Here is an 11,222-nt window from a genome sequence, read left to right as displayed (position 1 = left end):
TTCATCTTGACCTCATCCTACGGTAAAGAAGGCGCGGCCAAAGATTCAATCGGTTCGGTTCCAGCACCCGGGGGAACCGGATCAGCCTTTACGGGTGCACACCAGGGAGCACAAGCCCATGAAGTTTTTCGTCGACACCGCAGAGACTGCCGAAATCCAGGAACTGGCTGCCACCGGCCTTCTCGACGGCGTCACCACCAACCCGTCCCTGATCGCCAAGTCCGGCCGTGACTTCAAGGAAGTCATCGCAGAGATCTGCAAGATCACCGAAGGCGATGTGTCTGCCGAAGTCGCAGCGACCGACTACGAAGGCATGATGAAGGAAGCGCTCGAGCTGGTGAAGATCGCCGACAATGTCGTGATCAAGCTGCCGCTGACGCTCGATGGCCTGAAGGCTTGCAAGGCACTCACCGAAAAGGGCCACAAGACCAACGTTACGCTCTGCTTCTCTGCCAACCAGGCCCTCCTGGCTGCCAAGGCAGGCGCAACCTACGTGTCTCCGTTCATCGGCCGCCTCGATGACATCAACGTCGACGGCATGGAACTGATCCGCGAAATCCGCGTGATCTTCGACAACTACGGCTTCGACACCCAGATCCTGGCAGCCTCGATCCGCACGCCGAACCACGTCAAGGATTGCGCCCTCGTCGGTGCAGATGTTGCGACGATCCCGCCAGCAACCCTCAAGGCGCTGGTCAAGCACCCGCTGACCGACAAGGGCCTCGAGTCCTTCCTCGCCGACTGGGCAAAGACCGGCCAGAAGATCGTCTGATCCACCAGCCGATCAAAAGTCTGACTGAATGAAAACGGCCCGGGAAACCGGGCCGTTTTTGTTTTGGCTCAAAGGCCTGATGTCTCGCCCTGCTTTGGGTCGGCACTGGAGGAACGGTGTCCCAGTTGCCGGATACCGGACGCCAGCATCTTGGTCCATTCGGTGAAGGGAAACAGGCACAGTTTGACGACGTCGTTCTCAGGAACCCCTTGCGCACCCAAACGGCCGACAACCGGGCCTGGCACCCTGTAGGTTCCAAACAGAACATCAAAGAAGGGAAATATGTTCGCGAGGTTCTTGCCATAAGCAGCCGGAACGTCTGCGTGATGCCATCGATGGAAGCGCGGGGAAGCAATCAGGTACCGGAAGGGGCCATGCCCCCAATCCAGGTCCAGATGGACATAGACGCTATGGAGCGCGATCACCACAGCTCCCAGCCCCATTGCATCCGCAGGAAAGCCCAGCCAGCTCAAAAGAAGCACATAGGACGCAGCCATGATGAAGGCTTCCAGGAAATGGATCCTGTAGCCGGTCAGACCGTTCACATCCGGATCGGAGTGGTGGATGGCATGAACCGGCCAAAGCCAGCCCTTATGCATCAGCCTGTGGTTCCAGTAGTTGGCGAAGTCATGAAAGAAGATTGCAAGGAACGCCAGAAACCAGGCGGGCAAAGGTGTCCATTTGTCCGGGTTCAGCGTCGGCACGCCCAGGGTGTCATAAGCGGATTGAACCACACCGGTCAGGACAAAGACGATTGGCGCGAAAATCGTATTTAGAAAGAGAAACGAGATATTCGCACCGACACTTTTCATCAAACGGTGTGGCCAATTGAGGCTGTAGCCGGATCTGTGCCAGAGAATGAGAAACACAAGGGCGACGAACGAGAAGGAAGCCCACACGGTCGGCTCACCAATCGTGCCCATAAGCAGATTGGCAAGCGAATCCTTCAATCGCGCGAGGGTTTCAACCATCTGGATACATCCCGTTGCTCAAACACCCGCCTTTCCTACGGCATCTCGTTTAAGAGCAGGTAAAGCAGGGTTCTTGCTCAATCCCGCGTCTCCCGTCATAGTGGCGCAATGGCCCGCCGGCAGGGCCTCCGGTCCGCGGAAAGGCGTTCCATGCCGGTTCAATTGTGCCCCTGGGCATAACGACATCTGACTTCCCGCTCGATCCGGAGAGGCGGACGCTGGACGAAGACCGAGCCAGGAGGTCATCATGTCTGACGAACCGCGCGATGACGCGCCGTCCCTTCCGCTTGTGAGTGCAAGCGACCTTTCCCTCAATCTCGACCGCCAGCGGCTTGCGGCCAAAAAGCTCCGCAATGATATCCGTGCGCAACTGCCTGAAGCCCTTCTCCGGCTTTCCAGTCATCATCCGCGCGGCAAGCACCTTGCTCCGGAAGAGATCAAACTGTCCGATGCCCAGCTTGTTGTCGCAAGGGAGGCAGGGCTTTCAAGCTGGCCGGCACTGAAGAAGCATGTCGAGGACATGGAAACGGTCCGAAAAGACATCGAACTTGGAGCAGCCGCTCCGGACGCGTCCTTGCCGACCCTTCACATCCGATGCGGCAATGACATCGAACAAGCCTTGAAGCTGGCGGGCTTCACCGGAGACTTTCTTCAATATGCCGATCCGATATGTCAGGGGCCACTTGTCGACAGCCCGCACGCCCTTCAGCAGCGGGCAGAGTTCATTGCCTCCGAGTACCCCGGGGAAGCGGTCGAACCAACCCTGGCGAAGCTGCAAGCTGCAGAAGACAGGTTGAATGCAGCCCGAAGCTATGGCCGCATCGTGCTCTGGTTCGAGCATGATCCCTACGACCAGATCCTGCTCGTGAAGCTTTTGAATCAATTCAGAAAGGCCGGACTTACCGGCAAGCGAATCGAACTCGTCAGCCTCGAGCGCTTTCCGGGTATCAGCAAGTTCATCGGCATAGGTCAACTCTCCCCGACCGCCCTGCGGCTCATGTTCAGCCGTCGGCAAACCGTACCCGAAAGCGCCTTCGCGCTGGCAGAGAAGACCTGGTCCGCCCTGACAGGGGACGATCCCGGAAAGCTTGTCGAAACTGCCCAAAGCCCCTCACCCGCCCTGCCCTTCCTGAGACGTGCCTTGTCTCGCTATCTTTCCGAAATGCCAGGAACAGCAAATGGCCTATCCTTCACCGAGCAGGCCATTTTGACATGCCTGCGCGAGGGGCCTTTGCCCTGGGGAAAGGTCTTTGCGAGGTTCATGCAGACCATTGACCCTCTGCCCTTCCATGGCGACCTGATGTTTCTGGGCACAATGGTCCGGCTGCGGGATGCAGGGCGCCCGGCCGTTTCCTGCCCGGAAACGTCCTTTCACGGCGGCACCTGGGGTCAGGCCGTGTTTTCGCTGACGCCGGTGGGCCATGCCCTGCTGGCAGGAGAAATTGACTGGAAAGACTGCGCACCACGCCTTCGCCAGCAAGGCGGCATATCCTTCTTTGATGACGCCGACTGGCGTTTTGACAGGGAAAGGCAGGAAGCCCTCAAAACCGGTGTTCCAGTCAATCAACGTTAAGTCTTTTCTAGAAGCTCCGGGCATAGACTCCGGTTCATGTCCGGAGCTTCAAAGACACAGGCATCCGATGCGGATGCGCTTCTCGTTACAGCCCTGCCCGAACTCAACGCACGGGTCGGCGACTGGCTCGACCATCTGTCTGATGAGCGGCGCCTGTCCGACAAGACCCTTGTAGCCTATGAGCGGGACCTGCGTCAGTTTCTGCGCTTCCTGACCGACCACTTAGGCGGCGCGCCGGGACTTGCCGAAATCGCCGATCTCAAACCTGCTGATTTCCGCGCCTTCATGGCCCGGCGGCGGAAACAGGGCGTGGAAAGCCGTTCCCTGGCCCGGGGTCTTGCCGGTATCCGCTCGTTCCTGCGGTTTCTGGAAAGGCGCGGCGAGGTCAATGCGGCCGCCTCATCCGCTGTACGTCCGCCGCGTCAGCCACGTTCACTGCCCAAGCCGGTATCGGCGCGCGATGCGCTGGAAGTGACCGGCGGCGAGCACGGCATGGAAAGCGCACCCTGGGTGGAGGCCCGCAATGCTGCCGTTCTGACCCTCCTCTATGGCTGCGGCCTCCGCTTGGCAGAGGCCCTGTCCCTGACCGCAAGCACCGCCCCACGCAGAGGCACGAAGACCCTGCGCATCACCGGCAAGGGCGGAAAGCAGCGCGAGGTTCCCGTGCTTCCGGCCGTAGGAGAGGCAATCGAGGCCTATCTGAAACTCTGTCCTCACGCGATCTCCGGCAATGGCCCGCTCTTTGTCGGTGTGCGCGGAGGCCCGCTCAATCCGAGACTGGTCCAGTTGGCGATGGCCAGGATGCGGGGAGCGCTCGGCCTGCCCGACACGGCAACACCCCATGCGTTGCGGCATTCCTTTGCCACGCACCTGCTGGCGGGCGGCGGCGACCTCAGAACCATTCAGGAACTTCTCGGCCACGCGAGCCTTTCCAGCACGCAGATCTACACCCAAATCGACAGCGCCAGACTGCTTCAGGCCTATGATCAGGCCCATCCGCGCCGAAGAACTGGCTGAAATCTGCGAAATTTGCTGAGAACTTGGCATTTTCTGCGCTGCAGGGGGTGCATTATTTGAAAAACTTGGTAGGTTTGCGGCTCCTGCGCTTTCCCCACTTGGGAAACCTGGCTCCTAACCCTATGCAAGCTGCATCGGTTCATTCCGCAGGTAACTGTTTGCGGAGCCATATGGCCTATTGGCCAGCCATCATCGAACTGTAAAGGAGTTCCCTTGCAAGTCCTCGTACGAGATAACAATGTCGATCAAGCTCTCCGTGTCCTGAAGAAAAAGCTGCAGCGCGAAGGTGTTTTCCGGGAAATGAAAGCCCGCCGCGCTTATGAAAAGCCCTCTGAAAAGCGTGCCCGCGAGAAGGGTGAAGCTGTCCGCCGCGCCCGCAAGGCTGCGCGCAAGCTCGCTCAGCGCGAAGGCATCGTGCCGGGTGCACGCGCCCGCAAGCGCTGATTGCCAGCCCTTGCCATAGGGCTGCCGGGGCAGGCCGGGTTCCGTACGTGATCTTGTGCGGAACCGGCCTCCGGAACCGGCTTTAAGACTTTTCTAACCATTCCGGCAGACGCTTTCTCCTCAGGAGAAATTCAATGCGCATTGCCGTTCTTCTGTGCCTGGCAGCCGTTTTAGCCGCGCTTCTCCTCATGAAGCCTGCGGAAGCGCAAACGCGCGTCTATTGTCCGCTGCCGGAACATGGAACCTGGATCAATCCAAAGGCTGCGCCCAAGGAACTGACCCGCCTGGAAATCGTGACCAAATGCGTCGACAACACGGTTCAGGTCCGCGTCCGCGCCTTCACCAAATGCATCCCGAGAGACTGCAAATGGGGCTGGACCGAGGGACAAGCCTGGCCTGACGGCGGCATCCGCGTGGTTCTCGTCGGCTTTTTCGGCAGCAAACAATTCGACCTGAGAGCCGTAGGCGACCGCATGGACGCCTATGTGACCAACGCCTTCCACGATCCGGTTGAGCAGGACACCGTCAAAAGCTACATCCTGCGGCGCAAGTGATCCGGGGGCCATATCCGCTCCTGGCCATACCGTTCCGCACTGACAATTTCACTCATCCCTGCTAGGCTCAAATCTCCAGAGACTGGAGGTTTCGCGTGTCCACCTATTCCATTGGCGACCTGGCCCGGAAAACCGGGGTGAAGATCCCCACCATTCGCTACTATGAGAAGGAAAGCCTTCTTGCAGAGCCGGTGCGCACGGAAGGCAATCAGCGGCGCTATAGTCCGCAGGATCTTGAACGGCTCACCTTCATCAAGCATTCCCGCGATCTCGGTCTGTCCATGGCCGCCATCCGCGACCTGATCGACCTTGCAGCACATCCGCACGCCCCCTGCGACTGCGCCAACCGGATTGCCGAAGAACAGCTTTCCGCCGTACGCAGCCGGATTGCCCAATTGAGACGGCTGGAGACCGAACTGGAGCGCATCGCCTCCAGCTGCGACGGCGACCACATCGTGGCCGACTGCAACGTCATGAAAGCCTTCGCCGACCACCGCTTCTGCGACGGGGAGCATTGAGCTGAAAGGCTGCCAGCTGTTTGCTGCCGTGTTTGAATTCGTCATCGGCTGGTCAGCTATGGTAAACTCCTGCAAGAAAGCGAGGCGTTCGAATGTCTGCAGCAGAAAAACTCACTATAACGGTGCCGTCGGACCTGGCTGAAGCGTTGCGTCAGACAGTAGCCGACGGAAACTATGCCTCTGCAAGCGAAGTTATCCAGGAAGCGCTGTTGGAGTGGTCCCGGAACCGGGAAGCAGGTCAACGCAATCAGCAATTATTGCAGGCAGCAATCCAGGCTGGGCTTGAAAGCGGGAAAGGGTTTGCCGCTGAAGAAGTGTTTTCCGAGCTTCGCACACGCTATTGCGAAAAGAGCTGATTTTGAGGCGCCTGATCATTCTCCCTGCAGCACGGGATGATCTGGCAGACATCGCTGATTTTATTGCACAAGACAATCCAACCCGAGCGCTGTCCTTTCTGGAAGAAATTGAGCTCAGGCTCCGTTCTACGACAGAGCGCCCCGAAAGTTTTCCCGCTCGAAATAATCTTGCAACCGGGCTGCGATGCGCGCGCCACGGGAAATATCTGATCTTCTTTCTCCATACGGATGAAGAGGTCAGGATAGTCCGGATACTACATGGCTTGCGGGATTTGGCCGCGGAGCTCTGACTCGAAAGTTACCGTTTCTCAGAACAACAAAAAGCCGGGACGTTGCCACCCCGGCTGAGGTTGATGACAAAGTAGCCAAGTTTGTTGGTCATCCCGGTTTGGTGCCCCGCACCAAGACCGGGATCCAGTATCCCGTAGAGTGAGGCCTTGAAAAAGATAGTTATCTCAGGTGGTTACTGGATCCCTGCCTTCGCAGGGATGACACCCAACTCTACGCGTTTTGACGCAGCCAAGGGCAATTGGGTCTTTGTCAGCAGTCTGAGCCGGGGCGTCACCGCCCCGGCTTTCTCAATCTTGCATGCTGTAGCAGATCAGGCGTGGATCGGCTTGAAGAAGGTCGACAGGGCTGCTTCCTTCACGGCTTCCGACATGGTCGGATGCGCATGGCAGGTGCGGCCAAGGTCTTCGGAAGAGCCGCCGAATTCCATCAGAACGGCTGCTTCGTGGATCATCTCGCCAGCGCCGAAGCCAACGATGTGAACGCCGAGAACCCGGTCGGTTTCGGCATCCGCCAGAACCTTGACGAAACCGTCTGTGTGGTTCATCGCGCGGGCGCGGCCGTTGGCGGCAAAGGCGAACTTGCCGGCCTTGTAGGTGACGCCAGCAGCCTTCAACTCTTCCTCGGTCTTGCCGACGGAAGCGACTTCCGGCTGGGTGTAGACCACGCCCGGAATGACGTCGTAATTCACGTGACCTGCCTGGCCAGCCAGCATCTCGGCAAGGGCAACACCCTCGTCTTCTGCCTTGTGGGCCAGCATCGGGCCGACGATCACGTCGCCAATGGCGTAGATGCCCGGAACGTTGGTTGCGTAGTGACCGTTGGTCTCGATCCGGCCGCGGGAATCCAGGGCAACGCCCGCTTCCTGCAGACCCAGGCCTTTAGTGTAGGGACGGCGGCCGATGGCGACCAGAACCACATCCGCTTCGAGTACCTGCGCTTCACCGCCCTTGGCCGGTTCCACGGTGACTTCCAGGCCCTTGCCCTTCTTGGCAACACCTGTGACCTTGGAGGAGAGCTTGAACTCCATGCCCTGCTTCTTCAGCATGCGCTGGAAGTTCTTGGAGACGTCGCCGTCCATCGGGCCAAGGATCTTGTCCATGAACTCGACCACGGTGACTTCGGCGCCAAGACGGCCCCAGACAGAGCCCAGCTCCAGGCCGATGACGCCGCCGCCAACCACGACCAGCTTGCCCGGAACCTTGTCCAGTTCCAGCGCGCCCGTGGAGGAGACAACCTGCTTTTCGTCGATTTCGACGCCCGGCAGCGGCATGACTTCCGAACCGGTTGCAATGACGATGTTCTTCGTTTCCAGAACGGTCTTGGAACCGTCTTCAGCGGTCACTTCCACCTTGCCGGAAGAGAGGATCTTGCCGAGGCCATGGAAGGGCTCGATCTTGTTCTTCTTCAGCAGGAAAGCCACGCCATTCACATTGGCGTCGATCACATCCTGCTTGTGCTTCATCATCACCGGCAGGTCGAGCTTCGGCTTGGAAACCTTGATGCCGAGCGTTTCCAGGCCATGATTGGCCTCTTCGAACATTTCGGAAGCGTGCAGCAGGGCCTTGGAGGGAATGCAGCCAACATTGAGGCACGTGCCGCCATGGGTCGCACGCTTCTCGACCACGGCCACCTTCAGGCCGAGCTGAGCGGCCTTGATGGCGCAAACATAACCACCCGGGCCGGTGCCGATGACGACAAGATCATATTGGGACATTTCGGTCGCCTTTTGCTCTTTTGCTTTCAGTCCGGAACTGGACTTAAGGGAGAATGGAGCGCCCACCCGAGACATCGAGAATGGCGCCAGTTGTGTAGCTGGCTTCGTCCGACAGCAGCCATTTGATTGCCTTGGCCACTTCGCCGGCGGTGCCTGCGCGTTTCATGGGAAGAGAAGCCTCGATCATGGCCACCCGTTCCGGCTGGCCACCCGAAGCATGGATTTCCGTGTCGATGATGCCCGGCCGGATCCCGTTGACCCGGATGCCCTCATCCGCAACCTCGCGGGCAAGACCGACCGTGAATGTGTCGATTGCCCCCTTGGAGGCTGCATAGTCGACATATTGAGCCGCAGCACCGAGCTTTGCGGCCGCGCTGCTCAGGTTGACGATCGCCCCTCCCTTGCCACCATGACGGGTGGACATGCGGCGCACCGCCTCACGGGCGCACAGGAAGGAGCCTGTGAGGTTGATTTCGAACATGCGGGACAGACGCTCTACGGTCATTTCGTCGACCCGGCAGGGCATATCGACCACACCGGCATTGTTGACGAGACCCGCCAGCGTGCCGCGATCATCGCATGCCTTGAACAGAGCCAGGATATCCGCCTCTGAGCGCACATCGCCCTGAACGGCAAAGGCCTTGCCGCCGGCAGCCTCGATGTCAGCAACGACCTGATCGGCCGCTGCCTTGTTCGAAGCATAGTTGACCAGGATCGTGTGACCGAGTTCCGCAGCACTCTGACAGGCTGCAGCTCCGATCCCGCGGCTACCGCCCGTGACGATTACGATGCTCTCCGGCATGCTCAGTCTCTCCGTCAGCGGCTCGTGAGGGCCAGCTTCAGGCCGAAGCCTGCAAAGGCGGCCGCAACGGAGCGGCGCATCCAGTTCATGGCCCTTTCACTGCTGAGAACCCTGCCGCCGATGAGAGAGGCAAAGCAGCCATAAAGGACAAAGATCACGAAGGTCATCGCCATGAACACGCCGCCCATGGCAAGCATGGTCAAGGCAGCCTGCGGGTCAGCAGGTGAAACGAATTGCGGCAGGAAGGCCAGGAAGAAGATGGTCAGCTTGGGATTCAGGATGTTGATCAACCATCCCGTCACTGCCGTGCGCAAGGCGCTGGTCCGGCTGGCCTGTCCGGCCATCAGGTCCATGGGTCCGGACGCGCGAAGCGTCTGGACCGCAAGGTAGAGAAGATAAGCCGCACCGGCAAACTTGAGGCCCTGGAAAGCCAGGGCGCCCATGTGCAGAAGGGCAGATAATCCGAGAACAGAGGCGAGGACGGCCGGAAGAATTCCGAGAGTGCATCCGAAGGCAGCAGCAATGCTTTGCCACCGCCCGCGGGTCAATCCCACCGCCACCGTGTAGACGACACCGGTTCCTGGAACCAGAACGACAACCAACGCGGTGATCAGAAATTCAAGGCTCATGCCTCGCGCTCCTTTGTTCTCCCTTAGAGATCCAGAACCAGACGCTGCGGATCTTCCAGGCTTTCCTTGACGCGCACCAGGAACGTCACGGCTTCCTTGCCGTCAACGATACGGTGATCGTAGGACAGTGCCAGATACATCATCGGACGGATGACGACCTGACCGTTCACGGCCATCGGGCGATCCTGGATCTTGTGCATGCCCAGGATGCCGGACTGCGGTGCGTTCAGGATCGGCGAGGACATGAGCGAGCCATAGACACCACCGTTGGAGATGGTGAAGGTGCCGCCGGTCATGTCGGCCATGCCGAGCTTGCCGTCACGGGCCTTTTTGCCCAGGTTGCCGATTTCCTGCTCGATTTCCGCGATCGACATCTGGTCGGCATCGCGGACAACCGGAACCACGAGGCCCTTGTCCGTGCCGACGGCCACGCCGATGTGGCAGAAGTTCTTGAAGATCACGTCCGTGCCGTCGATCTCGGCGTTCACAGCCGGGATTTCCTTCAGAGCGTGGCAGACAGCCTTGGTGAAGAAGCCCATGAAGCCCAGCTTCACGCCGTGCTTCTTTTCGAACAGGTCCTTGTACTGCTTGCGCAATTCCATGACCGGGCCCATGTCCACTTCGTTGTAAGTGGTCAGCATGGCAGCCGTGTTCTGAGCATCCTTCAGGCGGCGCGCGATGGTCTGGCGCAGCTTGGTCATGCGGACGCGCTCTTCACGGACTTCGTCCTGAGCTGCGACCGGAGCACGCGGAGCGGCGACCGGAGCAGAAGCCGCCGCGGCAGCGCCGGAAGCAACGGCAGCGATCACGTCACCCTTCAGCACCTGGCCGCGCTTGCCGGAACCGGCAACCTGGTCAGCGCTGAGGTTGTTTTCAGCCAGCATCTTGGAGGCAGCCGGTGCCGGCGGCATCGAAGAGCCAGCGGCGGCCGGTGCGGCAGCCGGAGCCGGGGCAGCAGCTGCAGCCGGAGCGGCGGCAACGGCAGAACCGGAGGCATCGATCTGGCACAGCAGGGTGCCCGGGGTCACGGTGTCACCGGTTGCAGAAACGATCTTGACGACCGTGCCAGCAACGGGAGACGGGATTTCCTGAGCGGCCTTGTCGGTTTCCAGCTCGACGAGTACGTCGTCGGCCTTGACCACATCGCCAACCTTCACGCTCCACTCGCCGACTTCGGCTTCGGTCACGGATTCGCCAGCGCTCGGGGCCACGACATCTATGACGTTGCCTGCAGACTTGGCTGCCGGTGCAGCTTCAGCCTTCTTTTCTGCAGGAGCAGGAGCAGCAGCTGCGGCGCCAGCGCCGGCAGCGATCTGACCCAGCAGCGCACCAACCTCAACAGTCTCGCCTTCCTTGACGGAAATGCTTTCGAGCGTGCCAGAAGCCGGAGCCGGAACTTCGACGGTCACCTTGTCGGTTTCCAGTTCCACAAGCGGTTCGTCAGCGGTTACGGCATCGCCCGGCTTCTTGAACCATTGTGCGATCGTTGCTTCAGATACGGATTCACCCAGCGTGGGCACTCGGATTTCGGTTGCCATGGTCGCCTTCTCTTAAATTTTCCTGGCCATGTCCTGTCGGAAT

The 11,222-nt window shown here is 59.7% G+C and carries 13 protein-coding genes; 8 read left to right on the top strand and 5 right to left on the bottom strand.

From position 1 onward, the window contains the following. Positions 1 to 118 precede the first annotated feature (118 nt). A complete protein-coding gene (gene fsa, locus BUA94_RS00955) occupies positions 119 to 772 on the top strand; it encodes a fructose-6-phosphate aldolase (RefSeq protein WP_073007625.1) in 654 nt (217 codons plus the stop codon). Between the two features lie 68 nt (positions 773 to 840). Here fsa and BUA94_RS00950 read toward each other — a convergent pair whose 3' ends face one another. After that, positions 841 to 1,743 carry a sterol desaturase family protein gene (locus tag BUA94_RS00950; RefSeq protein ID WP_084081643.1) on the bottom strand — a complete coding sequence of 301 codons (903 nt, stop codon included), beginning with the start codon at positions 1,741 to 1,743 and terminating at the stop codon, positions 841 to 843. Positions 1,744 to 1,990: 247 nt separating this feature from the next. On the opposite strand from BUA94_RS00950, the gene BUA94_RS00945 reads away from it, so the two are divergent. The 7 genes from BUA94_RS00945 to BUA94_RS00915 all read left to right on the top strand — a co-directional run bounded on the left by BUA94_RS00945 (position 1,991) and on the right by BUA94_RS00915 (position 6,495). Continuing rightward, positions 1,991 to 3,316, top strand: coding sequence for a DUF1835 domain-containing protein (locus BUA94_RS00945; protein ID WP_073007619.1), 1,326 nt, complete (start codon positions 1,991 to 1,993; stop codon positions 3,314 to 3,316). Between the two features lie 36 nt (positions 3,317 to 3,352). After that, positions 3,353 to 4,333, top strand: coding sequence for a tyrosine recombinase XerC (locus tag BUA94_RS00940; RefSeq protein WP_073007616.1), 981 nt, complete (start codon positions 3,353 to 3,355; stop codon positions 4,331 to 4,333). 213 nt (positions 4,334 to 4,546) lie between these two features. After that, on the top strand, positions 4,547 to 4,777 hold the full coding sequence (gene rpsU, locus BUA94_RS00935; protein WP_073007613.1) for a 30S ribosomal protein S21: 231 nt from the start codon (positions 4,547 to 4,549) through the stop codon (positions 4,775 to 4,777). A 134-nt stretch (positions 4,778 to 4,911) separates the two neighbouring features. Next, positions 4,912 to 5,331, top strand: coding sequence for a hypothetical protein (locus BUA94_RS00930; RefSeq protein ID WP_208979934.1), 420 nt, complete (start codon positions 4,912 to 4,914; stop codon positions 5,329 to 5,331). Between the two features lie 95 nt (positions 5,332 to 5,426). Beyond that, positions 5,427 to 5,849 carry a MerR family transcriptional regulator gene (locus BUA94_RS00925; RefSeq protein WP_073007610.1) on the top strand — a complete coding sequence of 141 codons (423 nt, stop codon included), beginning with the start codon at positions 5,427 to 5,429 and terminating at the stop codon, positions 5,847 to 5,849. A gap of 92 nt (positions 5,850 to 5,941) precedes the next feature. Further along, on the top strand, positions 5,942 to 6,205 hold the full coding sequence (locus BUA94_RS00920) for a ribbon-helix-helix domain-containing protein (protein ID WP_073007605.1): 264 nt from the start codon (positions 5,942 to 5,944) through the stop codon (positions 6,203 to 6,205). Beyond that, the gene (locus BUA94_RS00915; RefSeq protein ID WP_328586265.1) at positions 6,190 to 6,495 is read left to right on the top strand and encodes a type II toxin-antitoxin system RelE/ParE family toxin; all 306 of its coding nucleotides are present in this window, start codon (positions 6,190 to 6,192) and stop codon (positions 6,493 to 6,495) included. The genes BUA94_RS00920 and BUA94_RS00915 overlap by 16 nt, the downstream gene beginning before the upstream one ends. Positions 6,496 to 6,806: 311 nt before the next feature. Here BUA94_RS00915 and lpdA read toward each other — a convergent pair whose 3' ends face one another. The 4 genes from lpdA to odhB are packed head-to-tail and all read right to left on the bottom strand — an operon-like array spanning position 6,807 to position 11,179. Then, positions 6,807 to 8,285 (bottom strand): dihydrolipoyl dehydrogenase, encoded by a 1,479-nt coding sequence (gene lpdA / locus BUA94_RS00910; protein WP_328586264.1) that lies wholly within the window; start codon positions 8,283 to 8,285, stop codon positions 6,807 to 6,809. Further along, complete coding sequence (locus BUA94_RS00905; protein ID WP_139250973.1) at positions 8,254 to 9,012, bottom strand: SDR family oxidoreductase; 759 nt, start codon at positions 9,010 to 9,012, stop codon at positions 8,254 to 8,256. The genes lpdA and BUA94_RS00905 overlap by 32 nt, the downstream gene beginning before the upstream one ends. 14 nt (positions 9,013 to 9,026) lie before the next feature. Next, complete coding sequence (locus BUA94_RS00900) at positions 9,027 to 9,641, bottom strand: LysE family translocator (RefSeq protein ID WP_073007595.1); 615 nt, start codon at positions 9,639 to 9,641, stop codon at positions 9,027 to 9,029. Between the two features lie 23 nt (positions 9,642 to 9,664). Further along, positions 9,665 to 11,179 carry a 2-oxoglutarate dehydrogenase complex dihydrolipoyllysine-residue succinyltransferase gene (gene odhB / locus BUA94_RS00895; RefSeq protein ID WP_073007591.1) on the bottom strand — a complete coding sequence of 505 codons (1,515 nt, stop codon included), beginning with the start codon at positions 11,177 to 11,179 and terminating at the stop codon, positions 9,665 to 9,667. Positions 11,180 to 11,222: the final 43 nt, after the last annotated feature.

Source organism: Roseibium suaedae (assembly GCF_900142725.1).
GTDB classification, from domain to species: domain Bacteria; phylum Pseudomonadota; class Alphaproteobacteria; order Rhizobiales; family Stappiaceae; genus Roseibium; species Roseibium suaedae.
The sequence above is the reverse complement of the archived record's forward strand: the minus strand, read 5'-3'. Positions and strand labels throughout refer to the sequence as shown.